The organism is Pseudomonas crudilactis (assembly GCF_013433315.1).
Classification (GTDB): Bacteria; Pseudomonadota; Gammaproteobacteria; order Pseudomonadales; family Pseudomonadaceae; genus Aquipseudomonas; species Aquipseudomonas crudilactis.
On the sequence record NZ_WXVV01000007.1, the window covers coordinates 181,273 to 206,667 of the forward strand.

General features: G+C 57.7%; 24 protein-coding genes. 15 read left to right on the forward strand and 9 right to left on the reverse strand.

The features are described 5' to 3' along the window. Positions 1 to 58 precede the first annotated feature (58 nt). From GTU76_RS10145 to GTU76_RS10180, 8 genes are all read right to left on the reverse strand, one after another. Positions 59 to 1,627 carry a flagellar hook-associated protein 3 gene (locus GTU76_RS10145; protein ID WP_180698550.1) on the reverse strand — a complete coding sequence of 523 codons (1,569 nt, stop codon included), beginning with the start codon at positions 1,625 to 1,627 and terminating at the stop codon, positions 59 to 61. Between the two features lie 13 nt (positions 1,628 to 1,640). Next, a complete protein-coding gene (flgK, locus tag GTU76_RS10150) occupies positions 1,641 to 3,686 on the reverse strand; it encodes a flagellar hook-associated protein FlgK (RefSeq protein ID WP_180698551.1) in 2,046 nt (681 codons plus the stop codon). Between the two features lie 24 nt (positions 3,687 to 3,710). Then, entirely contained in the window at positions 3,711 to 5,003 is a 1,293-nt protein-coding gene (gene flgJ, locus GTU76_RS10155; RefSeq protein WP_180698552.1) for a flagellar assembly peptidoglycan hydrolase FlgJ, read from the reverse strand. An 11-nt stretch (positions 5,004 to 5,014) separates the two neighbouring features. Next, on the reverse strand, positions 5,015 to 6,103 hold the full coding sequence (locus GTU76_RS10160; protein WP_177413072.1) for a flagellar basal body P-ring protein FlgI: 1,089 nt from the start codon (positions 6,101 to 6,103) through the stop codon (positions 5,015 to 5,017). Between the two features lie 27 nt (positions 6,104 to 6,130). Further along, entirely contained in the window at positions 6,131 to 6,826 is a 696-nt protein-coding gene (flgH, locus tag GTU76_RS10165; RefSeq protein ID WP_016984272.1) for a flagellar basal body L-ring protein FlgH, read from the reverse strand. A 52-nt stretch (positions 6,827 to 6,878) separates the two neighbouring features. Next, a complete protein-coding gene (gene flgG, locus GTU76_RS10170) occupies positions 6,879 to 7,664 on the reverse strand; it encodes a flagellar basal-body rod protein FlgG (RefSeq protein WP_034153261.1) in 786 nt (261 codons plus the stop codon). A 45-nt stretch (positions 7,665 to 7,709) separates the two neighbouring features. Next, positions 7,710 to 8,450: a flagellar basal body rod protein FlgF gene (locus tag GTU76_RS10175; RefSeq protein ID WP_007920119.1), complete on the reverse strand. Its 741-nt coding sequence runs from the start codon at positions 8,448 to 8,450 to the stop codon at positions 7,710 to 7,712. A gap of 272 nt (positions 8,451 to 8,722) precedes the next feature. Beyond that, a complete protein-coding gene (locus GTU76_RS10180) occupies positions 8,723 to 10,285 on the reverse strand; it encodes a sigma-54-dependent phenylalanine hydroxylase transcriptional regulator PhhR (RefSeq protein WP_007920121.1) in 1,563 nt (520 codons plus the stop codon). Between the two features lie 392 nt (positions 10,286 to 10,677). Here GTU76_RS10180 and phhA point away from each other — a divergent pair, with 392 nt between their 5' ends. From phhA to GTU76_RS10205, 6 genes are all read left to right on the forward strand, one after another. Next, positions 10,678 to 11,469, forward strand: coding sequence for a phenylalanine 4-monooxygenase (gene phhA, locus GTU76_RS10185; protein WP_007920123.1), 792 nt, complete (start codon positions 10,678 to 10,680; stop codon positions 11,467 to 11,469). Between the two features lie 117 nt (positions 11,470 to 11,586). Then, on the forward strand, positions 11,587 to 11,943 hold the full coding sequence (locus GTU76_RS10190; protein ID WP_003222798.1) for a 4a-hydroxytetrahydrobiopterin dehydratase: 357 nt from the start codon (positions 11,587 to 11,589) through the stop codon (positions 11,941 to 11,943). Beyond that, positions 11,943 to 13,136, forward strand: coding sequence for an amino acid aminotransferase (locus tag GTU76_RS10195; RefSeq protein ID WP_180698553.1), 1,194 nt, complete (start codon positions 11,943 to 11,945; stop codon positions 13,134 to 13,136). Before GTU76_RS10190 ends, GTU76_RS10195 begins: the two co-directional genes overlap by 1 nt. Before the next feature lie 258 nt (positions 13,137 to 13,394). Continuing rightward, positions 13,395 to 13,526 carry a hypothetical protein gene (locus GTU76_RS30245; RefSeq protein WP_016987951.1) on the forward strand — a complete coding sequence of 44 codons (132 nt, stop codon included), beginning with the start codon at positions 13,395 to 13,397 and terminating at the stop codon, positions 13,524 to 13,526. A gap of 70 nt (positions 13,527 to 13,596) precedes the next feature. Further along, a complete protein-coding gene (locus GTU76_RS10200) occupies positions 13,597 to 13,779 on the forward strand; it encodes a hypothetical protein (protein WP_026000833.1) in 183 nt (60 codons plus the stop codon). Positions 13,780 to 13,893: 114 nt separating this feature from the next. Further along, a complete protein-coding gene (locus GTU76_RS10205; protein WP_176091702.1) occupies positions 13,894 to 15,081 on the forward strand; it encodes an MFS transporter in 1,188 nt (395 codons plus the stop codon). On the opposite strand, the gene arfB is transcribed toward GTU76_RS10205, so the two are convergent. Next, on the reverse strand, positions 15,078 to 15,491 hold the full coding sequence (gene arfB, locus GTU76_RS10210; RefSeq protein WP_007920134.1) for an alternative ribosome rescue aminoacyl-tRNA hydrolase ArfB: 414 nt from the start codon (positions 15,489 to 15,491) through the stop codon (positions 15,078 to 15,080). The genes GTU76_RS10205 and arfB overlap by 4 nt on opposite strands. Before the next feature lie 456 nt (positions 15,492 to 15,947). On the opposite strand from arfB, the gene GTU76_RS10215 reads away from it, so the two are divergent. From GTU76_RS10215 to queC, 9 genes are all read left to right on the forward strand, one after another. Further along, positions 15,948 to 16,211, forward strand: a complete 264-nt coding sequence (locus tag GTU76_RS10215) for a PAAR domain-containing protein (RefSeq protein WP_007920142.1) — start codon at positions 15,948 to 15,950, stop codon at positions 16,209 to 16,211. Between the two features lie 116 nt (positions 16,212 to 16,327). Then, positions 16,328 to 20,992, forward strand: a complete 4,665-nt coding sequence (locus tag GTU76_RS10220; protein ID WP_246376027.1) for an RHS repeat-associated core domain-containing protein — start codon at positions 16,328 to 16,330, stop codon at positions 20,990 to 20,992. After that, positions 20,989 to 21,390 (forward strand): hypothetical protein, encoded by a 402-nt coding sequence (locus tag GTU76_RS10225; RefSeq protein WP_160056731.1) that lies wholly within the window; start codon positions 20,989 to 20,991, stop codon positions 21,388 to 21,390. Before GTU76_RS10220 ends, GTU76_RS10225 begins: the two co-directional genes overlap by 4 nt. Before the next feature lie 213 nt (positions 21,391 to 21,603). Next, positions 21,604 to 22,200: a hypothetical protein gene (locus GTU76_RS10230; protein WP_180698554.1), complete on the forward strand. Its 597-nt coding sequence runs from the start codon at positions 21,604 to 21,606 to the stop codon at positions 22,198 to 22,200. Between the two features lie 160 nt (positions 22,201 to 22,360). Further along, positions 22,361 to 22,828 (forward strand): hypothetical protein, encoded by a 468-nt coding sequence (locus GTU76_RS10235; protein WP_180698555.1) that lies wholly within the window; start codon positions 22,361 to 22,363, stop codon positions 22,826 to 22,828. Between the two features lie 30 nt (positions 22,829 to 22,858). Further along, positions 22,859 to 23,119 (forward strand): Imm32 family immunity protein, encoded by a 261-nt coding sequence (locus GTU76_RS10240; RefSeq protein WP_180698484.1) that lies wholly within the window; start codon positions 22,859 to 22,861, stop codon positions 23,117 to 23,119. Continuing rightward, positions 23,116 to 23,751, forward strand: a complete 636-nt coding sequence (locus tag GTU76_RS10245) for a hypothetical protein (RefSeq protein ID WP_180698556.1) — start codon at positions 23,116 to 23,118, stop codon at positions 23,749 to 23,751. Before GTU76_RS10240 ends, GTU76_RS10245 begins: the two co-directional genes overlap by 4 nt. A 268-nt stretch (positions 23,752 to 24,019) precedes the next feature. Beyond that, entirely contained in the window at positions 24,020 to 24,487 is a 468-nt protein-coding gene (locus GTU76_RS10250; RefSeq protein WP_180698557.1) for an SUKH-3 domain-containing protein, read from the forward strand. A 197-nt stretch (positions 24,488 to 24,684) separates the two neighbouring features. Beyond that, positions 24,685 to 25,383 carry a 7-cyano-7-deazaguanine synthase QueC gene (gene queC / locus GTU76_RS10255; protein WP_007919656.1) on the forward strand — a complete coding sequence of 233 codons (699 nt, stop codon included), beginning with the start codon at positions 24,685 to 24,687 and terminating at the stop codon, positions 25,381 to 25,383. Positions 25,384 to 25,395 lie beyond the last annotated feature (12 nt).

Genomic DNA, 25,395 nt, shown 5'->3' on the forward strand with positions numbered 1-25,395 from the left:
CGCTAAAAAACATTACTTGAAGGATGGAGCAAACGGGCGCTCACGCGCCCGTTAACCATCAGATCTTGTTGAACAGACCCAACTGGCTGATCTTGCTGAACGCCAACTGCGCGGCTTGCAACATGGTCTGCTGCAGGGTCAGGCGGGTCATGACTTCGGCGGGATCCGAATCACGGATCGAGCCTTGTGTCGTGGTGTTCGCCGTGCTCAGGCTCAGGTTCGTCGCGGTTTGCATCTCCAGCGCCTGGCCACGGGCACCAATGGTGGTGACAGACGCGCCAATCTGGTTGGTGGCGGCGTCGATGTTGCCGAGACCCGACTCCATGACACCCTGAAACTTCTGCTTGGCAACATCATCACCGTCGATCGGCATATTCAATGCCGTAATCATCTGGCCCAGCGTGTCGAGCACGTTCTGGGTCTGGTGATTGTTCGGCTGGATCGAGAACTGATCGCCAGCGGCCGGCGTGTTGCCCAGCGCGAAAGTCACGCCCGCAGCGGTCGCGTTGCCGCCGGCCACGGTGCCAGACGACACGGGTTTGCTGTCTGCAGTGACTGGCGCCGCATACAGATCGAACGCCGTGGCGCTGGTGAACTTGAGCACCGCGCCGCCTTGCGGGAAGGCGTTTGTATAGGCCGACTGGTCGGTGATGGTCGAACCGGTAATCACCGCAGTAGACGGGTTGCCCGGGCTGCGCGCGGTGGTGAACGAGTCAGGTTGGGTCGACAACTGGAAGCTGTGCCCGGCAATGACCGCGTCCGGGTTGGTGTCACCCGCTTTCAGGTTGATGTTCAGCTTCAGGTCGACGCCACGGAAACTGACCGTCTGGTTGGTGCCGGTGGTGTTGACGATCGCGCCGTTCTGGCTGGCTTCGGCCGTCACGTCGTTACCCAGCGCATCGGTGATTTGCAGTTGGGTGCTGCTGACGAAGCTGACGGTGTACGGCTGACCACCGGAGAACTTGGAGTTGTAGGTGGCCACATTGCCAACGGTACCGCTGGACAGCACGACACGGCCGTCATCCACTGCCGGAGCCGTCATGTTGGTGCTGGTGCGGCCGGTGTTGATGGTCTGCTGAAAGGCATCCCAACCGGTGGTATTGGTGCCGACCGTCATACCGTCGCCGATGCCCAGGTTGATCGTGGTCTGGTCACCGTTGTAGGTGTAAGTGCCGTCGGCATTCTGCGAGTACGGCGCGGTATCGGTCTTCGAACCGGAGAACATGTAGTTGCCGTTGGCATCCTTGGAGTTCATCAGGCCCAGCACTTGTTGCTGGATCTGACTCAGTTCCGCAGCGTAAGCCTGGCGATCCTTGTCGGTGCGCGTGCCGGTGTTGGCGGCCAGGGCGAGTTCCTTGGCACGCGCCAGTGCGGTGGTGATGGAATCCAGCGTGGACTCCTGCACATTCAACGAATTTGTGGTGCTGTCGACGTTGGTCTTGTACTGATCCAGCATCGCGGCCTGCTGGCCCAGTTGCAGCAAACGACCGGCGCCGATCGGATCATCGGACGCATTGGTGATGCGTTGCAGGCTGCTCGCCTCGCTGGCGGTGGCGACAGCCTTGTTGAAGTTACGCTGATAGTCCGACGCTTGCGTGCCGTAATACTGGGCGGTGGAAATGCGCATGAATTACGACTCCTTAAAGGCTGTTGATCAGCGTGGCGAAAGTTTCCTGCGCAGCTTTGATGATCTGCGAAGACGCTGTGTAGTACTGCTGGTATTTGACCAGGTTGCCGGTTTCTTCATCCAGGTTCACGCCGGACAGCGAATCGCGGGCACCTTTGGCGTTATCCAGAATCGCCGAGGTCGCGGCGCTGTCGGACTTGCCTTGGGCAGTCTTGGTGCCGACGTTGGTCACCAGCTTGTTGTAGGCGTCAGTCAGGCTGATGCCTTTACTGGCCGAACCGGTGTCGACGGTCTGCGCGGTTTGCAGGGCGACCAGCGATTGCGCGTTGCGGTTGTCCGAAGACGCCGCACCGGTCAGGTTCATGGTGAAGGTTTCGCCAGGCTTCGGCGTGCCGCCAACAGTGGTCTGCACGGAGAAGGTTTTCTGTACGTTCGGCGTAACGCTGGTGTCCAGCACCGGGTTGCCGCTGGCATCGACGATGCCGACTTTAAGTTCCAGCGCGTTCGATTGACCGGGAACGATAGTGCCGCTGCTGATGAGGCCGCCCTTGGCATCCACAAAAGTGTAAGACTGGCTGCCCCCGGTCACCGCACCGAACACCAGTTTCACCGGCGTCGAATTCTTCAGCGCCGCCTGCATGTCAGCCTGGGCAGTCGGGTTGTAGATATCGATCTTGCTGGTCAGCGTCGGCTGGGTGAAGGTGCCCAGACCGCTGGCGCTGGCCACACCGGTCAACGGACCGGCCGCGGCGATTTTCTTCGGATCGGTGAGCACCGTCTGAATGCTCGCCGCCGCATTGCGGGTCGGGGTGATTTTGAAGCTGTCACCGGCGCTCAACGCACCACCCTTGAGCGCGAGGGTAAAGCCGTCGATCACTGGCGGCGGATTGGTCGTGGTGCTGAAGGCACCCAGGTCGGTGCCGTCGGAGCGCTTGACGGTGTAGTCAGTGGCGCTGGTGAACGTCACTTGATAATCGCTGGTGGTCAGCTTGCCGGTGTCCTTGATGGTGACATCGAGGTTACCCGAACCGGTGCTGTTGCCCGACTGCGCGATGCTGCGCGAACTGACCAGCGCGGCACTGTTGATGTTGTTGAAAATCGCCGCGCCGAAGTCACCGTTCTTGTCGATGCCTTGGGCTTGCTGGCTGTTGACCTGATCCGCGATCACCAGCGCCACTCGGCCCAGCTCGTTGAGCGACGGGTCGAGGACTTCTTTGCGGTAAGTCAGCAGGCCGCCGATTTCGCCACCGCTCATCGCCGAGGTGATGTCGATGGTGCTCGAACCGCGATCCATCTGGATGGCCATGCGCGACGGATCGTCTTTGCTCGCGACCATGCTCAGCGTGTTGGTGGTGTTGCCGATCACCAGCGGCTGACCGCTGCCGATGTAGACGTCAAAACTGGTGCCACGCTCGACGACCTGTGCGCCGGTCAACTCGGACAACTGGCGTACGGCTTCGTTACGGCTGTCGAGCAGATCGTTCGGCGCACCACCGCTGGTGGAGATCTCGCCGATCTTCTGGTTCAGGTTGGCAATCGAGGTGGCCAGCTTGTTCACCTGAGCAGTCATGTCGCCCAGGCTGCCATTGATGGTGGTGTTCTGGTCGTTGAGCTGTTTGGCGATGGTGTTGAAACGACTGGTCAGCGCCTGTGCGCCGGTCAGCACCGATTGACGGGAAGTGTCATCGGTCGCCGAGGTCGAAACGCCCTGCATCGTGGTGAAGAATTTCTGCAGCACGCCGGTCAGGCCGGTGTTGGTGTCCGACAGCATCGAGTCCAGCGGCGTGGCCTGCGCCAGGTAAGCAGCCGATTCGCTGTCGAGCGAAGTAGCGGTGTGCAGTTGGCTTTCCAGGTACGAGTTGTACACCCGGCGCACGTCAGCCAGGGTGGTGCCCGTACCGATGAACACGGTGCCGAACTGCTGCGAGGATTTGGTGCCCTGCACGGTTTGCTGACGTGAATAACCGGCGGTGTCGACGTTGGCAATGTTGTTGCCTGTCGTAGCCAAAGAGGACTGGCTGGCCGACAGTCCCGACATCCCGATATTGAGCAAACTCATGGTTCAGACCTTATACCTTGTGCCTTAAAAAGGCGTGGTGGATACACCCGCCGCAGCGTAGTTTTGGAAACTGTTCATCTGCTTGGCTATCTGCGAAATCTTTGTCGCGTAGTTCGGGTCGGTGGCGTAACCGGCCTTTTGCAACTCGCGTACAAACTGTTCTGGGTTATCGGCAGACTTCACGACATCTTGATAGCGATTATTGCTCTGCAGCAAAGTCACCAGATCGTGGAAGCTGTCCTTGTACGAGGCGTAGGAACGGAACTCGGCCGTCTCCTTGACCATCGCGCCATTACGGAACTCGCTGGTGATTGCGCGAGCCGAATCGCCCTTCCAGTTGCTGCTCGCCTTGATGCCGAACAGGTTGTGGCTGCTGCTACCATCCTGGGCACGCATGACCGACTTGCCCCAACCGGTTTCCAGTGCCGCCTGTGCCACCAGATAGCGCGGATCGACGCCGATACGGTCGGCTGCTTCCTTGGCCATCGGCAGCATGGTGTTGACGAATTCGTCGGCGGAACTGAAGGCTTTCTTCGCCGGTGCCAGCGGAATCTGCGCCATCGCACGACCATAAATCTGCATCTGCCCGCCCGAGGCTTTTTCGCCCTCGGCGCGCGCCAGCCAGTCGCCGTTGTACAGCGGGCCGGCGCCGGTCGTGGCTGCGGTCGTGGCGCGCTGCGGCAATTGTGTGGCCGCTGCCGGTGTAGCCGACGGCACCAGCCCGGCGAGCAGACGATCAGCCAGCTTCGGTGGCAGAGCCAGACGCCGCTGATTGATCAGTTCCATGTCGTTGCGATGGGCCAGTTGTGTATTCGGTGCATTCACCGAACGCGACGCCCACAACGGACGCTCGCCATTGAGCCGCGACAACGGGCCGTTGGTGGCCACGGTGCCGGCGGCAATCGGCGTGGCCACTGCAGCGGCTTTTGCCTTGGCTTCTTCCTGCTTGGCGGCGGACGCGGCAGCGGCCTCGCCCGGCGCCATCGGTTTGTTCTTCGACATCTGCCGCATCAGCACGTCGGCCAGACCGATACCACCGCCCTCGCGGGACATGGAAACGGCCAGTTGCTGGTCGTACATTTCCTGATACTGCTTGGCCGCCGGCGTGTTGAGCGGGTTGTCCTGGCCCAGCGCTTCGGTGGCCGAGCGCATCGACTTGAGCATTTCGCCGAGGAACAGCGATTCGAATTCCTGCGCCACTTTGCGCATGTTCGCATCACTGTTCTTGTCGCCGACCTTGAGCTGGTTCAGGCGATTGAGGTCCGAGTAGGAGCCCGAATCGTTGCTGCTGACCAGACCGCTTTTGCGCATATCCATAAGGGTCGGCCTCAGATCACGATCAGGTCGGCTTGCAACGCGCCGGCCTGCTTCAGCGCTTCGAGGATCGCCATCAAGTCACCCGGCGCCGCGCCGACCTGGTTCACCGCACGCACGATTTCGTCGAGGGTGGTGCCTGGGCCGAACTTGAACATCGGCTTGGCTTCCTGCTCGGCATTCACCCGCGAGCGTGGCACGACAGCGGTCTGGCCGTTGGACAACGGACCCGGCTGACTGACGATCGGGTCTTCGGTGATCGTCACGGTCAGGCTGCCGTGGGTCACGGCGGCCGGGGAAACCTTGACGTTCTGGCCGATGACGATGGTGCCGGTCCGCGAGTTGATGATGACTTTCGCCACCGCCTGACCCGGATCGACCTCGAGGTTTTCCAGAATCGACAAGTAGTCGACGCGCTGGCTCGGATCGAGTGGCGCGGTGACACGGATCGAACCGCCGTCGATGGCTTGCGCAACGCCAGGGCCAAGCATGTCGTTGATCTTGTCGACGATACGTTTGGCGGTGGTGAAGTCGGAACGGTTGAGGTTCAGCGTCAGGCTGTTGCCCTGGTTGAAACCGCTCGGCACCGAACGCTCCACCGAGGCACCGCCAGGGATACGGCCGGCCGACGGAACGTTGACGGTGATCTTCGAACCGTCACGGCCTTCAGCATCAAAACCGCCGACCACCAGGTTGCCCTGAGCGATGGCGTAGACGTTGCCGTCGATACCCTTGAGCGGGGTCAGCAACAGTGTGCCGCCGCGCAGGCTCTTGGAGTTACCGATCGAGGACACGGTGATATCGACCTGCTGACCCGGTTTGGCGAACGCCGGCAAGTCGGCACTGATCGACACCGCCGCGACGTTCTTCAACTGCACGTTGCCCGATCCCGGCGGCACCTTGATGCCGAACTGCGAGAGCATGTTGTTGAAGGTCTGCAGGGTGAACGGGGTTTGCGTCGTCTGGTCGCCGGTACCGTTAAGCCCGACCACCAGGCCGTAACCGATCAACTGGTTGGAGCGCACGCCAGAGATGCTGGCGATATCTTTCAGCCGCTCGGCGTGGGCAGCAAAGGCTGCGGACATCAGCGCCGCAGCCAGCATGAGGCTCTTGAAATTCAAAGTCGCCACCTAGAAAGGGAACAGCGGGCTGAGGAAGAAACGGTCGAACCAGCCTGGCTGACTCGCATCGGCAAACGAACCGGTGCCCGAGTAGGTGATGCGCGCATCGGCGACACGGGTCGACGACACGGTGTTGTCCGTGGCGATGTCATCGGCACGCACTAAACCTGCAATCCGCACCAGCTCATCGCCGGTGTTGAGGGTCATCCACTTCTCACCGCGCACAGCAATGATGCCGTTGGGCAAGACGTCAGCCACGGTCACGGTGACCGAACCGGTCAGGGTGTTGCCCTGCGCGGCCTTGCTGTCGCCCTTGGTGGCGCGGTCGCCGCTGTAGCCAACGTCCAGACTCAGATCGTTACCGCCCAACGGGTTGTTGGTGGTACCGCTGCCGCCGAACAACGAGGTCAGACCGATACCGGTCTTGCTGTTCTTGGCCACTTGCGAGTTGGCGTTCTTGCTCGCCTGCGTGCGCTCGTTGAGGGTGATGGTGATGATGTCACCAACCCGGAAAGCCTTGCGGTCGCTGTACAGGTTCTGCTCGAAGCCGGCCTGATAGATCGAGCCATTATTGGCCGCAGCCGGCAGCGGCGTGCGCGGCAACACCGGGGCGTAGTAAGGGTCATTGGGCTTGGGCGTCGGGGCGACGCAGCCCGCGAGCGAGACGACTCCACTCAATGCCAGAACAGATACGAAGCGATTCATGACCCTACCTCACGGTGTTGCAGGCGACCTCATGGCCGCCTCATAGACTTGATTACAGATTCTGCGTTACGAACGAGAGCATCTGGTCGGCGGTGGAGATCACCTTGGAGTTCATCTCGTAAGCGCGCTGAGTGGTGATCATGTTGACCATCTCTTCAACGGTGCTGACGTTGGAGGTTTCCAGGGTGTTCTGCAGCATGGTGCCAAACCCGTTCAGGCCCGGAGTACCGACTTGCGGCGCGCCGGAAGCAGCGGTTTCCAGGAACAGGTTGTTGCCCACGGCTTGCAGACCGGCCGGGTTGATGAAGTCGGCGGTTTGCAGGTTGCCGATCACTTGCGCTGCCGGGTTGCCGGCGATGGTCACCGACACTGTGCCGTCACGGCCGACGGTGAAGGTCTGGGCATCGTTCGGAATGACGATGGCCGGTTCCAGAGCGAAACCGCTGGCGTTGACGATCTGGCCGTTGGAATCGAGGTGGAAGGTACCGTCACGGGTGTAGGACGTGGTGCCGTCCGGCTGCAGGATCTGGAAGAAACCGCGACCGTCGATGGCCATGTCCAGCGGCTGCTCGGTGGTTTGCAGGCTGCCGGCGGTGAAGTTTTTCTGGGTGCCGACGATACGCACACCGGTACCCAGTTGCAGACCCGACGGCAGTTCGCTGTCCTGGGTCGACTGGGCGCCTGGCTGACGCTTGATCTGATAGAGCAAGTCCTGGAATTCGGCGCGATCACGCTTGAAACCCGTGGTCGACACGTTCGCCAGGTTGTTGGAAATGGTGGTCAGGTTGGTGTCCTGGGCGGACAGACCGGTTTTGGCAACCCATAGAGCCGGAAGCATTCGATTCTCCTCGTGCGCCTGTTTTTCGGCGCGACGTTCTGATAATTAGCTGATCTGCAAGACCCGAGCCATGGCCTGGTCGTCGTCTTTGGCGGTATTCATCATCTTGACGTGCAACTCGAACTGCTTGGCCAGGGCCAGCACCGAGGTCATCTCTTCAACGGCGTTGACGTTGCTCGATTCAAGGAAACCCGACACCAGTTTGACGTTGGCATCGGCCGGCGCAGGCTGGCCGTCTTTGGTGTAGATCGAGCCGTCGAGACCCTTGTTCATGTTCTTGATGTCCGGGTTGACCAGTTTGATCCGGTCGACTTCCGCCATGACGCGCGGGCCTTCGCCCATCGCACGAATACTGATGGTGCCGTCTTCACCGACTTCGATCTGCTGCTCAGGCGGCACGGCGATCGGGCCGCCATTGCCGATCACCGGCATGCCGTTGCCAGCACGCAGCACGCCGAGGGCGTCAACGTTGAGGCTGCCGGTACGCACGTAGCTTTCGCCGCCATTGGGGTTCTGCACGGCGATAAAACCGTTGCCGGTGACGGCAACGTCGAGGTCACGCCCAGTCTGCACCAGCGAGCCCGGGGTGAAGTCGGTGGCTGGCCGTTCGCTCATGGCAAACGCACGCGCCGGAAAGCTGTCACCGAACACCGGCATCGAACGCGCCTGTTCCAGGTCGCGCTGAAAACCGTTGGTGGAGATGTTCGCCAGGTTGTTGGCATGCGCCTTTTGCGCCAGTGCATTCTGGCTGGCGCCGGTCATTGCCACATAAAGGTACTTGTCCACACTCTTTCCTCTGCATGCCGGACGTTTGCCGCCCACCGCTGTACTGCTGAGCCATAAGCAATTTGCAGACCAACTTTTTTCTGGCGGACGAAGACCCGGCAAACAAAGGACTTGGGGGATGTTGCGAGGGAATTGGAAATGTATCGAAGTCGAAAAACCGGCGGTGTTATGCCGCTTGGCGGCAAAAGATCAAAAGATCGCAGCGTGCCGCAGCTCCTACATTTGAAATGCGTATTCCTGTAGGAGCTGCCGAAGGCTGCGATCTTTTGATCTTAAGCTTCGGGATCTTTGCCGACTTCATACTCACGCAGTTTGTTGGCAATGGTGGTGTGCGAAACCCCCAGCCGCTTACCCAACTGCCGACTGCTCGGATGCTCGGAATACAACCGCTCCAGCACCGCTTTCTCAAAGCGCCCGACAATCTCGTCCAGCCCACCCTCCAGCGAGAAATCGCCAAGCGGCTGACGCACGCCGTAATCCGGCAGACGAATATGCTCGGCCTTCACCGTGCCGCCGTCGCACAGCGAAACCGCCTGAAACAGCACGTTCTCCAGTTGCCGCACGTTGCCCGGCCAGTGGTAATGACTGAGCCGATCCATCGCCGCCGGCGCCAGTTTCGGTAGCGAGCAACCGATCTGCCGACTGGCCTGATCGAGAAAATGCTCAACCAGTGGGGTCAAGCCGTCGAGGCATTCACGCAGCGGCGGGATGTGCAGGGAGAGCACGTTCAAGCGGTGATACAAATCCTGGCGAAACTCGCCGCGCGCGCACAGCTCCGACAAGTCGACCTGCGTCGCACAGATGACCCGCACATCCAGATAAACCTCTTCATCACTGCCGACCCGGCGAAAGCAACCGTCCTGCAAAAAGCGCAGCAACTTCACTTGAAGACGCGGGCTCATCTCACCGACACCGTCAAGAAACAGCGTGCCGCCCGCCGTCAATTCCAGCAGCCCGAGCTTGCCTTCGGCGCGTGCACCTTCGAAGGCGCCGGGGCCGTAGCCGAACAGTTCGGTCTCGGCCATCGACTCCGGCAAGCCTGCACAGTTGAGCGCCATCAACGGCGACTGCCCGCGCGGACTGGCGAGGTGGCAAGCGCGTGCGAGCAATTCCTTACCGGTGCCGGTTTCGCCTTCAATCAATAACGGCGCATCGAGCGGTGCCATGCGCCTGGCTTCACGCACCACCGCCGCCATGACTTTAGAGCTCTGGAAAATGCTGTCGAAACCACGCAGTTCCTGTTTGCGCACGTTGTAGATGCGCTCGCCGACACGGTCGGCGCGGTGCAAGGTCAGCACCGCACCGGCCATCGCTTCACTGTCGTCATGCTCCGATTGCAGCGGCGCAATGTCGGCCAGAAAGATGTCGCCCTTGACCTTGACCCGCATGCCGTTGATTCGCGATTTATTCGCGCGCACCAGTTCCGGCAAGTCGAAATCTTCGGCGTAACGCGACAGCGGAATCCCCGGCACCTCGTCGACCCGTACACCGAGCAACTGCGCCGCCGCACGGTTGGCAGCGACGATCGAGCCGCCCATGTCGATCGACAGCACCGGAAACTCCAGCGCGCCGAGCAAGGCGTTCAACTCCATGTGCCGCCGCTCGCTGGGCATCAGCCCTACCCGCTTGACGCCAAACACCCCGGCGATCGCCTCGAACTTCGGCCGCAGCGCCTGGAACTGGATATTGATCAGGTTCGGGCAATGCAGATAAATCGCATTGCCATGCTCGCCACCGACCTCACCGCGCGCCACGTTGATCCCGTAGGCAACCAGCAGGTTGAGGATGTCACGCAGGATGCCGATGCGGTTCTGGCAGTGGACTTTGATGCGCATATATAAGGCCCGACAAGATGGGGAGTTGAATACCGAACCTGTGGGAGCGAGCTTGCTCGCGAAGGCGTCAGCACATCCAGCATTGATGTGTCAGACCCAGCGCTTTCGCGAGCAAGCTCGCTCCCACAGGGTATTGAGGTGCGCCCGAAGCTCATTTTTCTGTCGAGGCACGCAGATAGTTGTCAAGATTATGTGACAGGTACTGACCTTTTCAAACCCGGGAATCACCGCAAATGCGAGATACCCGCCAAACCGTAACGATAACTTTACGAATTAAGGAGAAATTTCCTACACGCAGACGATTCAACCTGCTGCACATCAACCCGCTCTCGGGTAATTCTGAATCCATCGCTGGACATAACAAGAACGAATTCCCCTAGCAGGAGAGCAGTATGAAGCAGACGCAATACGTGGCCCGCGAGCCCGATGCGCAAGGTTTTATCGACTACCCCGCCGAAGAACACGCGGTGTGGAACACGCTGATCACTCGCCAGTTGAAAGTGATCGAAGGGCGTGCCTGCCAGGAGTATCTGGACGGTATCGAAAAACTCGGTCTGCCCCACGACCGCATTCCGCAACTCGGCGAGATCAACAAGGTGCTCGGCGAGACCACCGGTTGGCAGGTCGCCCGCGTTCCGGCACTGATCCCCTTCCAGACCTTTTTCGAACTGCTGGCCAGCAAGCAATTTCCGGTCGCTACGTTTATTCGTACCCGCGAAGAGCTGGACTACCTGCAAGAACCGGATATTTTCCACGAGATCTTTGGTCACTGCCCGCTGCTGACCAACCCGTACTTCGCCGAATTCACCCACACCTACGGCAAACTCGGTTTGCAGGCCACCAAGGAGGAACGCGTTTATCTGGCGCGTCTGTACTGGATGACCATCGAGTTCGGCCTGGTCGACACCCCGCAAGGCAAACGCATCTACGGCGGCGGCATCCTGTCCTCGCCCAAAGAAACCGTTTATTCGCTGTCGGACGAGCCGGAGCATCAAGCCTTCGATCCGCTCGAAGCCATGCGCACGCCGTATCGCATCGACATCCTGCAACCGCTGTACTTTGTCCTGCCGAATCTCAAGCGTCTGTTCGACGTGGCGCATGAAGACATCATGGCCATGGTTCGCCAAGGCATGCAGCTGGGTCTGCACGCACCGAAATTTCCGCCGAAACCGAAAGCCGCGTGAACCGCGACTTTTGCTGACAATTGAGCCTGTCAGTCGCCGCCACTTTGGTTTAGCGTGACGGCATTGACGGCTCAAACGCTTTAATAAAAAAAACACACTCGATTTCAGGAATACGCCATGTCCACTTTGAACCAAGCCCACTGCGAAGCCTGCCGCGCCGATGCGCCACAAGTCAGCGACGAAGAACTGCCGATCCTGATCAAGCAGATCCCTGACTGGAACATCGAAGTGCGCGACAGCATCATGCAACTGGAGAAGGTCTTCCTGTTCAAGAACTTCAAGCATGCGCTGGCCTTCACCAACGCTGTCGGCGAGATCTCCGAGGCCGAAGGTCACCACCCGGGCCTGCTGACCGAATGGGGCAAAGTCACCGTGACCTGGTGGAGCCACTCGATCAAAGGCCTGCACCGCAACGACTTCATCATGGCCGCGCGCACTGACGAAGTGGCCAAGACCGCAGAAGGACGCAAGTAATGCACTTCGACGCCATCGGCCGGGTACCCGGCGACCCGATCCTCGGCTTGATGGAGGCGTATGCGCAGGACGCCAACCCGCGCAAATTCGACTTGGGCGTTGGCGTCTACAAGGATGCCCAGGGCCTGACGCCGATCCCGGAAGCGGTGAAAATTGCCGAAGCGCGCCTCGTCGAAAGCCAGGACACCAAGACCTACATCGGTGGTCACGGTAACCCGCTGTTCGGCAAAGTCATCAATGAGCTGGTGCTGGGCACCGACGCGAAGCTGATCGCCGAACAACGGGCCGGCGCCACCCAGACCCCTGGCGGTACCGGTGCGCTGCGTCTGGCCGCCGACTTCATCGCCCAGTGCCTGCCGGGCAAAGGCGTTTGGTTGAGCAATCCGACCTGGCCGATACACGAAACCATTTTCGCCGCGGCCGGGGTCAAGGTCAGTCACTACCCGTACGTGGGCAGTGACAACCGCCTCGACGTCGACGCCATGCTCGCAGTGCTCAACGAAGTACCGAAGGGCGATGTGGTGCTGCTGCACGCGTGCTGCCACAACCCGACCGGTTTTGATTTGAGCCATGACGACTGGCAGCGCGTGCTCGATGTGGTACGCGCCCGCAATCTGCTGCCGCTGATCGACTTTGCCTACCAGGGCTTTGGCGACGGTCTGGAGCAGGATGCGTGGTCGACCCGGCTGTTCGCGGCAGAAGTGCCCGAGCTACTGATCACCAGTTCCTGCTCGAAGAACTTCGGCCTGTACCGCGACCGTACCGGTGCGCTGATCGTCTGCGCGAAAACCGCCGACAAGCTCATCGACATCCGCAGCCAACTGGCCAACATTGCCCGCAACCTGTGGTCGACGCCGCCGGATCACGGTGCGGCGGTGGTCGCGACCATCCTCGCCGATCCAGAGCTGAAAGCCCGCTGGGCCGATGAAGTGGAAGCCATGCGCCTGCGCATTGCGCAACTGCGCAGCGGCCTGGTCGAAGCGCTGGAGCCACACGGTTTACGTGAGCGCTTTGCGCACATTGGCGTGCAGCGCGGGATGTTCTCTTACACCGGCCTGTCGCCGGAGCAAGTGAAACAACTTCGCGAGCATCACAGCGTGTACATGGTCAGCTCGGGCCGGGCGAACGTCGCCGGCATCGACGCCACGCGCCTCGCGCTGCTGGCCGAAGCTATCGCCAGCGTCTGCAAGTAACACCGCAATACCCTGTAGGAGCTGCCGAAGGCTGCGATCTTTTGATCTTTTTTTAAAGCAGGATCAAAAGATCGCAGCCTTCGGCAGCTCCTACATTTGTTTTGTGGTGACCTGCAGGTTTGCCCTCCCCCTGCGGCCATCTGTCGCATTAATTTGAATTAAAAGTCTGATTGTCATTTTTCCTGCTGTATCCTGCGCAGGCTTTCAAGAAGCGCGGATCTACCAGATCTATCAACAGACTTAGCGAGGAGCGCAACCATGCACGAGATTCCTAATCTCCCCTTCCCAAGCCTGCACGTACCTGAGCAGACGACCACGCAACAAGCCGGCGCGGGGCAACCCGAACCGAAAGAAGCCGTTGAGAGCCGCCCGGCCGACAACGAAGAGTAAGACCCGTCGTACAGACCGTGTGGAAAGCGCTAACATGCGCTTTCCACACTGCCTGAACCCCGAGCCCGCCATGACCGACGAATTCTCTGAAAGCCAAGCTGCCGTCCTGATCAGCGCCACCGAGAAAATGATCGAGATCTGGAACCGTCTCTCGCCCGAGAAACAAGCCGCCCTGCTCGCCCGTTTCGGCAGCGAAGAAAATGCCTTGGCGGCGCTGGTCACCACACAACTGGTTGCCCCGGCCAAATCCTGAAACGCCCACCCGGCAAATAGTTTTACTTTTCCCGCCCCAGATCCGTCCGCGCCGGTATCATAAGCAGCCTATCTAATCTGCCGTTCCCGTGGATCGTTACCCATGTCGTCCTCTATGCCAGAACCCCAGCGCCCCCTGGCGGTTACGCTGCAAGTCGTTTCCATCGTCCTCTTCACCTTTATCGGTTACCTGAACATCGGCATTCCGCTCGCGGTGTTGCCGGGTTATGTGCACAGTGATCTGGGCTTTGGTGCGGTGATTGCCGGTCTGGTGATCAGCGTGCAATACCTCGCCACCCTGCTCAGCCGTCCGTATGCCGGCAAGATCATCGACAACCAGGGCAGCAAACGCGCGGTGATGATTGGCCTCGCCGGGTGTGGTTTGAGCGGTGTGTTCATGCTGATTTCGGCGTGGACACCGAGCATGCCGATGCTCAGTTTGATCAGTCTGTTGATCGGCCGTCTGGTACTGGGCAGCGCGGAAAGCCTTGTCGGCTCCGGCTCGATCGGCTGGGGCATCGGCCGGGTCGGCGCAGCCAACACCGCCAAGGTGATTTCCTGGAACGGCATCGCCAGTTATGGCGCACTGGCGGTCGGCGCACCGTTCGGTGTGTGGCTGGTCGGCCAGTTGGGTCTGTGGAGCATGGGCGTCAGCATCATCCTGCTCGCCGCGTTGGGCCTGTTGCTCGCCTGGCCAAAAACCCCGGCACCGATTGTCGCCGGCGAGCGTCTGCCGTTCATGCATGTGCTCGGCAAAGTGTTTCCCCACGGTTGCGGTCTGGCGCTGGGCTCGATCGGCTTCGGCACCATCGCCACCTTCATCACCCTGTATTACGCGACCCAGCATTGGGACAACGCGGTGCTGTGCCTGAGCCTGTTCGGCGCCAGCTTCATCGGTGCGCGGCTGCTGTTCGGCAACCTGATCAACCGCCTCGGCGGCTTTCGTGTGGCGATTGCCTGTCTGTCGGTGGAAACCCTAGGCCTGCTGCTGTTGTGGCTGGCGCCGGATGCGCACTGGGCGCTGGCCGGTGCGGCGCTGAGCGGGTTTGGTTTCTCGCTGGTGTTCCCTGCGCTGGGTGTGGAAGCGGTGAATCTGGTGCCCGCGTCCAGCCGTGGCGCAGCGGTTGGCGCCTATTCGCTGTTCATCGACTTGTCGCTGGGGATCACCGGGCCATTGGCCGGGGCGATTGCGGCGGGATTCGGTTTTGCCTCGATCTTCCTCTTCGCCGCCCTCGCCTCGCTAAGCGGCTTGGCACTGAGCGTGTATCTGTACAAGCACACGGCGAAGTACCGCGAAGACTAGAAATCCACCTTGCCACGCCCGGCCTTGATGCTGCCGCGCTTGGTTTTCGATTCGAGCCGGCGCTTCTTTGAACCGAGGGTCGGCTTGGTCGGACGGCGTTTCTTTTCGACTTTGGTCGCACTGAGGATCAGCTCGACCAGACGCTCGAGCGCATCAGCGCGGTTGGCTTCCTGCGTGCGGTATTGCTGGGCCTTGATGATCAACACGCCATCACTGGTGATGCGACTGTCACGCAGCGCCAGCAGCCGCTCCTTATAAAACTCGGGCAACGACGAGGCCGGAATGTCGAAGCGCAAGTGCATAGCGCTGGAGACCTTGTTGACGTTCTGCCCACCGGCGCCTTGCGCGCGGATGGCGGTCAGTTCGATCTCGGCATCCGGCAGATGCACGTTGTTGGAAATCACCAGCATGGAAAAGCGTCCGTAATCAGAATGCGCAGGATACCGCGAAACAGACCTCGAACCTGCTGAAGATCCATTGCAGAGCTTCGCCTGTTCACGCAGAGGTCAGTGCAATCGCCATCGATTTGGCAGAAATCGATCAGCCGCCCAAGTGCGCAACTTCTTGCGCACTTGCCTTCAAAAAAACGCCCGCCAATCGCCTGCAGCCCACGTCTCACGGGCCCTGTAGCCGAGTGCGCAAGAAGTTGCACAGCACTGCGCAACTTCTTGCGCACTTTGACGCGGTTTCCCACAGCAAAAATCGATTTATCCCGCAGACACACGGCGCAAACCCTTGCCGCGCAATGGCCATATAGTGGCTGGCACGGATTTTGATATCAAATCGGCACTAACGCCTGCTGAACGCAGGCAGGAAAGACAGGGTTGCTCGCCGAGCCAGCCACCCTCGGTCAAAGGAATGACGCAATGAAAGACGCAATTCGCTTGGGCGACTCCACCACTCACGGTGGCAAAGTCCTCGAAGCCTTCTCCCGCACCGACCTCAACGGCAAGCCGATTGCCGGGGTCGGTCACAAGGTCAGCTGCCCGTTGTGCAAAGGGGTTTTCCCGATTGCCGAGGGCAGCAGCACCTACACCGTCGATGGCACCCCCATCGCACTGGACGGCATGAAAACCGCCTGCGGCGCCGCACTGATCGCCAGTGGCCCGAAAGGCGCTGTCGTCAGCTAATCCTGTTTTTTCACTTTGATGCGTACCTCTGAGAAGCGGCTTGTTGTCGCCCGCTCGCTGAGGTCTTCAATTTTTGCCCGCAAAGCCCGGCCATTGTTGGCGGGTGAGATGCCGTGATGACCACTGAAACTGCTGTCGCAAAACGTGAGCCCCAAGCTGCCATCGTTCCACTCAATGCCATCGACGTTCAGGACGTCGCCAGCAGTGCGGCGGCTTTCGATGCCTGGCTGCAATCCGCCACGGATGGCGTGGTCACGCTTGATCGAATCAAGAACTACGCCGGTTTCTTGCCGGTGGTCGGCAACATCATGGCGCTGGTCGATGCGCTGAGTGACATCGTCACCCTGTCGGACGCCAAGCAACGCGACTTGCTCACGTGGGCCAGCCTTGGCATCAACCTGATCGGCGTCTTGCCGTTGCCGCCGTCGATGGCAGCGGCGCGCATGACCCTGCGGCCGACGCTGTTTCTGGTACGTCAGGAGATGAGGGCCAGCGGCAAGTTGTTGCTCAGCACTTCCGTGATCGAGGTGCTGGTCGGTCACCTGAACGCCTCGATCATCGGCACCCTCGATGACTTTGTTGAGCAAGCCAAAGGCAAGTTGCCGGGGATTCTGGCGGACGCTGGCAAGCTCGGCGAACAAATCATCAACGAGATTGCCACCGGTATCGAAACAACGGCCCTTGGCCGGTTTGATGCCAAGGGTGATCTGGAGGAAGCCAGCGTAAGAGCAAGCGTCGGGCGCGGCCAACTCCTCAACGACCCCCTCGCGACGGCCGACAACTTTTTAGCGGCTGCCAACAGCGCCTTGAAAGCGGCAGGCAAAGGGATGGTCAACAGCGTCGCGCAGAACCTGCTGCCGAACGATCTCCAGAAACAGATCACCACCGAGACCGGCAAACTGCGCGCGATGGGCCCGGAACTGCGCACGCAGCTGAGCAAGCTCGACGATAAAAATGTGCAGAACTCCATCGGCTGGCTGCTGCAGATTCTCTCCAGCGCCGTGACCCTGTGGCGCAAGCGCAATGCCCATGGCCAGAACGCCGCGGTCCATACGGAGAAGACCGGCAAGGCGACCCACACGGCTGCGGAGGGCGAGTTGGGCGCTAACAACAAGCAAGTCCCAGCGAAAAGTGCGCCCAATCCGGAGAAAGGTCCCTGTAAATGCGCCACTGAATTCAGCATCAACTTTGCCCTGGGTTCGGAAAGCCTCAGCCATACCGATTTCAGCCTGCCCGGCCCCTTCCCGATCGAATGGACGCGCACCTACAACTCACGCCTTGACGCCTACGATCAGAGCGAACTCGGCGCTCGCTGGATCAGCGAATTCACCACGCGCTTTGACTGCGTGGACGATGGCCTGACGTTCTACGGCGCCGACGGCCGCGACCACAGCTATCCACTGCCTAAAGTCGGACTGTTCCACTACGACGCCATCGAAAACATCACTCTGGTCCGCAACAGCGAAGATCAGCTGTTGCTGTGCCGTGGTTTCGAACGCAAAGAAACCTACGTCCGCCGTGGCCAGCGCTTTGTGCTGAGTAACATTTCGCTGCGCAACGGCGCCGGAGTGATGCTGCATTACGAGCATCGTCACGGCGAACACTCCCTGCTCTCCGACCTGATCACCTATCAGGAAAACGACTTCACCAAAGTCCATTTGCACCTCGGCACGATGATCGACGATCACGGCCGGTTTATCGGCCTCTGGCAGATCGTTGACGGCGCTCCACTGCGCCAGCTCTGTGCTTACCAGTACGACGCCTATGGCGACCTGATTCAGGCGCAAGACGAGAACGGCGCCGTCTGGTCGTATCAGTTCGAGCATCACCTGATCACCCGCTACACCGACCGCACCGGGCGCGGTATGAATCTGCAGTGGGATGGCCAGAGCGCCAAGGCCAAAGCCATCCGCGAATGGGCCGATGACGGCAGTTTCGACACGCGCCTGGAGTGGGACGAAAACATTCGTCTGACCTACGTCACCGATGCCCTCGGCAACGAGACCTGGCACTACTACGACATCCTTGGCTACACCTACCGAATTCGCTACGCGGATGAGCGTTCGGAATGGTTCTTCCGCGACGAGGCGAAAAATATCGTGCGCCGCGTCAATGCCGACGGCAGCACCGATCGCTACAGCTACGATGAACGCAGCAACTTGCTCGAACACATCCGCGCCGATCACACGGTGATGCATTACGCCTACGATGATCAGGATCTGCTGATCAAGATCAGCGATGCCGAGGGCGGTCAGTGGCAACGCGCCTATGACGACCAAGGCAACTTGGTCGAAACGCTGGATCCGCTGGGCAACAAAACCGAATACGCCTACAACAAATCCGGCCAGCCCACCGCGATCAAGGACGCCAACGGCAACGAAAAGACCCTGGACTACAACGACGCCGGGCAGTTGGTGGAGTACGTCGACTGCTCGGGCAAAACCAGCGCCTGGGAATACAACGAACTGGGGCAGATGACCTGCTTCACCGACGCAGCCGGCAACGCCACCGAATACGAATACAAGGCCGGCCAACTGGTGCTGATCAAGCACCCGGACAAGACCGAAGAGCGGTTTGAACGTGACGCCGAAGGTCGGCTGTTGGCGCACGTTGATGGGCTCGATCGTTGCACCACCTGGAGCTACAGCGCTGCCGGCTTGATCGCCGAACGTATCGACGCTGCCGAACAAACCCTGCGCTATCGCTGGGACCGTCTCGGACGGTTAACGGCGCTGGAAAACGAAAACGAACAGCGTGCGCGCTTCCACTACGACCCGGTCGGACGCCTGCTCGAAGAACGCGGTTTCGATGGACGCAGCACGCGTTATCAGTACGACCCGCTCACCGGACGCCTCGCCCAATCGATCAATGGCCAACGCGTCATCTCGTTGAGTTTCGACCCGATGGGCCGTTTGACTGAACGTCGCGCCACGTTGGGCGAGCAGTCGCAAAGCGAGAGCTTCGCCTATGACGGCAACGGCAACCTGGTGCTGGCCGACAACGCCGACAGCCGCCTGCAATGGTTTCACGACCCGGCCGGCAATCTGCTGCGCGAGCACCAGCATTATCTCGGTCTGGAAAAACCCACCGTCGCGATCTGGCAACACGAGTACGACGTGCTCAACCAACGAGTCGCCAGCGTGCGCCCCGACGGCCACCGCGTCAGTTGGCTGACTTACGGCAGCGGCCACCTGCTCGGCCTGCGCCTCGATGAACACGAGCTGATCGGCTACGAACGCGACGACCTGCACCGCGAAGTCGCCCGCCATCAAGGCAACCACTTGCTGCAAACCCAAAGCTGGGACCCGGCCGGCCGTTTGCAGGAACAGTTGCTGGGACGCAGCGACGACAAATCCACCCTGCTCAAACGCGAATACAGCTACGACGCCGCCGGCCAACTGACCGACATCAACGACAGCCGTCGCGGGCCGCTCGCCTATCGCTACGATCCCGTTGGCCGACTGCTCAGCGCCACCACACGTCAAGGCATGGAAACCTTCGCTTTCGACCCGGCCGGCAACCTGCTCGACGACAAGGCAACAGAAATTCGCCGACCACTGGATTTGACCCCGCCGCGCAGCAAACTGGTCGACAACCTGCTGCGCGAATACGCCGGCACGCATTACGACTACGACGAACGCGGCAACCAGATCCAGCGCTGGCACAACGGCCAACGCAGTGATCTACGTTGGGATCTGTTTGATCGATTGGTGCATTTCGAAGACACGCGCCTGAGCGTGGATTTTGCCTACGACGCACTGGGACGCCGCCTGCACAAAAACTCCCGCGCCCACTACAAACAGCGTCCTGAAGCAGGCTCTCTCTGGAACAGAAACGAACACGCCCGCAAACAGCGCGAACTGGGCTGCGGCTTCACCTTGTACGGCTGGGATGGCGACAACCTCGCCTGGGAAAGCAGTCCGGCACAAAGCGATGGCGAGCCCGGCCGCACGGTGCACTACGTCTTCGAACCGGGCACTTTTGTCCCTGTGGCCCAGGCTGTACGGCATGCGCCAATTGATCTGATTGGGCTGCCGGATTACAGCGGTGAATACAGCCTCGATGACGACCCGGTGTGGAATCACAAGGCAACGGCTTTACCGTTTGATGCGTTGGCCTGGTATCAGTGTGATCACCTGGGTACGCCGCAGGAGCTGACGGACTCGCAAGGCAACATGGCTTGGACCGCGCAGTACAAGGCGTGGGGACAGGTGACGGAACAGCGCTCGGAATGGGCGCGGCAGCATGGCGTTGTGAACCCGATACGGTTCCAGGGGCAGTATCACGATCATGAGACGGGGCTGCATTACAATCGGCATCGGTACTATGATCCGGGGGTTGGGCGGTTTATCAGTAAGGATCCAGTTAGCTACGTGGGCGGTTTGAATCTGTATGCCTACGCGCCCAATCCGCTTAGCTGGCTCGATCCACTTGGATTGACGAAGTCGCCAAATGGTGCGGGGCGAAAACCTAAGTCTGATAAACCAAATCAAAACTCCAAATGCCCGTGCAGGAAAAAATGGGAAGTTAATCGGTATGATCGAGTTTGTGAAGGGAACGTGGCTGGCGTTGGTTACGCGAAGTACCATCACGACACTAAAACCGATACATGGTGGTCAGAGGACAAAACGGGTCATGGTGAGAGTGCGTGGAAGGTCTACGACCAAAAAGGAGTATGGATTGCTGACGCTGACACCTACGGTGACTACATGAGCAAACATAAGAGTGAGACAGGGAAAAATATAAACTTTAAGTCTTTGAAGTGTAAGGATGCTAAATGATTACGTCTGCTGAAGAATTTGTTGCGCTGCGCGATAGTGAAATAAAAGTCGATTATGATCGAGCAGCAATGGAAGAGGCTCCTCTTTCAGTGTGGCGCGAAGTAATTGAAAGATTTCCTGAGCATAGAAGATGGGTGGCTCACAATAAAACAGTACCACTGGAAATTCTTGAAGAGCTATGTGCGTTCGATGCCAGTGTCCGACGTTTCGTTGCATCCAAGCGAAAATTATCACTTACATTGTTCGAGCGACTTTCCTTGGATCCCTGCTCCGTGGTGAGAGGTGCAATAGCTGCAAATAGAAAAACACCTATCGAAATTCTTGAAAAGCTGCTCAATGATGAAAGCGAGAACGTTGCAAGAGTGGCGGAGTGTAATTACAAAGAAAGAAAGCCTTGACTGTGTGACCTTGAAGTAGATCTTGCGGAGCATATAGGGGGTGGATCATATGGTCAAAAAACCAACATACACCGTCTACCCCTAACAAGATCGGCACCCTAACATCTGTTCTTGATCCGCGAGCCGTTCATCTTGAACCAAGTAAAGTGCCTCAGGGTTGATAATTCGCCTGAACCAACACTATATTAGATTACAAAAAGTCCTGACCCATATATGGTTTCTACTGATTTTCATCAGCTTGTTGAGTTGTTCATAGAGGGGTCGGGCAATCCTCAGCCAAGTATTTTTGGGTTGGACAGCTTTTCCAAGTCGGATTTCATAAGCGGCGATTTTGAACTGATCGGCGATCCGAATGGCTTTCATTCTTTCGAGAAAGCATACGACGTTCCTTATTTCCTTAGAAAAATAACGGTAGTGTTCAAGCAGTATTTTTTTGCGAGTGAGAGTTTGGGGGGAGGTCTTGGTATTGCAGGTGGGGTAAGGCTGACATCGCTTTTGAGAAAACAGCCATTTGCTACATCAATGGGGCATGTCGATTCGAATCGTATGGTGTTCTTTTTCTTCGAGGATAAAAGTGATGGGGCACTGATTTTCGATGAAAAAATCGTCATAAGGTTTGACCAGTGGTCCAAGCGCAATTCTTATATGATTTCAACAGTAGAGTGTGATTTTGATAATGTGCAGTTCAATGAAATAGCAAAGAAAGCGGTTCGCGAAACGTTTGAACCGTCCACTCACGATTCGATGATCAGAGATGCAAAGCAACGAGGCAGCTCACGTGCGTTTAATCGTTTGATTGAAAAGCTTTAGCTCGACATGCACATGCGGTAAACCAATAGAGACTCCAGGCCGGCCAGCGCTTGGGGTTGAGGAATGGAGACACCTCTCAGAATCGTGGCATCCCAGTACCACCAGAAGTCGACAAACGATTCAGCGCAATGAAAAAATACTGCTATTGCAGGAGAGTGAAATGACTGACCTACATATTAAGGTTGATGTATTTTTATCGGAAGATAGACGGTACATCTTCACACGTTGCTGCTTTATTTTTGAGTCGATAACCATTGGCGACTTCGAACAAGTCATCTTAGGGAAAAATCTGATTGGAGCTCTCGAAGATCTAATTTTTCGACTTGAAGAACACACCTCAATTGATTGCGAGCCAGACAAACTGGAGCAAACACTTTCGTCACTTATCAAAAGTGATATTAGACACTCCTGCTTGCCTCTCGGAATTGAGGCGTTCGATGGCGACATGGGTGCGTTTTTTAGTGTCGCAGGTGATAGGTATATAGCTTTGAAGCCTTGGGGAAAAAACAATATTCTTACTGAAAAAATGAGCATCAGTCATTATCTTGACATCATAACATTGAGCAAAAAGATATTAGCAAGCAGAATACACAACCTTCAAACCGACATTAACGAACCATTGGAATAATATAGAACTGTCGAGGCCCACAATTAAATCATGAAAAACCTAAAAAAATTCACTGCTTATGGATCTTCTATTGGAAAACGCAAAAGCATGAAACTGGATGAAATTTCAATTCTCGCAGATCCTGCAACGATAAAAAGCTTAGGATTATTTTTGATCAATGCTGCGTACGAAATGGATACCAATGAGTTAGAGCACATGCATCTACAAGACATGCTCGGAAACTTTTCGCACAAAAGACATGTTGACGTCATTGCAATCAATCAGAAATTTGTCAAGTCCTTGAAAAAATGAAAGCCGAGTATCCAGCCTCTGTTATTTGTTATCGGGCAAAATTCGATGATTTCCAAAAATCATCTAGCGGTCGCATTAGGAATCTCCCTGCGGAAATTAATGACGATTTCGCAGTGCTAGCCTCTGTTGGTCAAAACGGCTCCATCGGGTTCGATAAATCTAAGAAAGGCGCTGCTGCGATTAAATCCCTAATTAGCAATTGCTACTACATCGACATAAATGGAGAGCTTCAGTCACCGTCAAGCAAAGAACTTCACTACATGCCATTTTTTATGTTTAGAGACAAAGATGGGAGGTTCGAGCGCGCAGTGAATGCTCATAGACGATACGAATTAGACGTCAAAAAACATGAAATACTATCAAGGCATCGAAGCGTTGAAAAACCTAGGCCTCCCGCCTTAACTGTTTTCTTGCAGAGCGATGAGTTCTCCATAAGCCAAGAGACATATAAGCTTTTCAAAAGCTCCTGCCAATATGTCGCGATCGCTAAAATTTCAGGCGAGTATGGGCATGGTGCTTTTGATGTCTTCTCCAGCGATTTAAATTATTTTTTCGACGAATTTTTTAGTATTACTGGCGAGTCCGCGGACTTGATTATGGTCGATAATCCAACTGAGCTCCCAAGATACTAGCTTACAAAAAACCATTACCCAAAATGGCTCCCGAAAGCGGGATCAACAGGCACACAGAAATACCTTTGCTGCTCCTGCCAATAAAAAAAACAATGCTTTAGCCGAGGCTCAAACTAAATCCGGGGAATAGTTTTCATGAAAAAGCCCATTGAAATAGGGGCACCTCTCAGAGACGAGGTATCCCGGTACGACTGGATGTTGACAAACGATTCAGTGCAATGAAAAAAGACCGTTAATGCAGAACGCTGCCTACGCCTGGACGCTCCCAATGCACCCGTTGATCGAACTTCCCGAGACTCTCCACCCACTGTTCCTGGCTGCCGGTTGGTCTGTCACCCATATCGAGCCATTGCCGGATTTCGTCCCGCGCGAGCATCCGGCCGCTGCTCTGCTCGAACAACTGGCCGGCCTGACCGTCGGCACCTGCGGCCCAGGCGAAGACTGCGCTACCAGCGATGTAGCGTTTCGCGCCTTTGAGCACCTGCATGGAGATGAAGACTTTCTGGCTTGGCAGCAACGCTTGGGCAGCTCTTTGGTGAGCATCGCCGAAATTCATCATGGCCACGCTGCACTGTTGATGGACGAAAAAGGTCGCTGCTACGCCTTCAGTTTCATTCATGACGGGTTCTGGCTGCAGGGCAGAACTTTTGTCGAGGCGATGGAAAAGCTAGTGTTTGGGCGCAAGTGCGGTGAGCAAGTGGCGCTGGCCACACCGGGCGCCGTGCCAGTTGTTTAAATCCCTCTGCTTTTAGCAACGGGCTAAAAACGGTTCCTATTTAACATGCCTATTATTCAGGTATTGAAGCCTCACTCCACCTTAAGATAGCCGCTCACGGACTCACGCGCGCATCTGGACTCTGCACCGAGTTCCAGTTCCATTTCGAGTATCATCTCCACCTTTGCCCTCAAGACCTCAATGCAGGAAGCATAACCATGACCAACAAAGCAGTTATCGTATTCAGCGGCGGGCAGGACTCCACCACGTGCTTGATCCACGCCCTGACCCACTACGATGAAGTCCACTGCATCACGTTCGACTATGGTCAGCGTCATCACGCGGAAATTGAAGTGGCGCAGCAGCTGTCGAAAAAGCTCGGTGTGACCGTGCATAAAACGCTGGATGTGTCCTTGCTCAACGAGCTGGCCATCAGCAGCCTGACCCGCGATAACATTCCGGTGCCGACCGTGAACAGCTCTGGCGAGAGTCTGCCAAGCACCTTCGTTCCGGGACGGAACATTCTGTTTCTGACCCTGGCCTCTATCTATGCCTATCAAGTCCAGGCCAAAACGGTCATTACCGGTGTCTGTGAAACCGACTTCTCGGGCTATCCCGATTGCCGGGATGAGTTCGTCAAGGCCTTGAATAAAGCCCTCGAATTAGGCATGGATTACAAGCTGCAACTGGATACGCCATTGATGTGGCTGAACAAGGCAGAAACCTGGGCCTTGGCGGATTACCACCATCAGCTGGATCTGGTTCGCGAGGAAACATTAACTTGCTATAACGGCATCAAAGGCACTGGATGTTCCGATTGCGATGCCTGTAATCTTCGCGCCAAAGGCTTGAATGAGTTCCTGAACAATAAAGTACAGGTGACTCAACGCTTGAAAGAGAAACTTGGCTTAAAGTAATACTGCAACAAG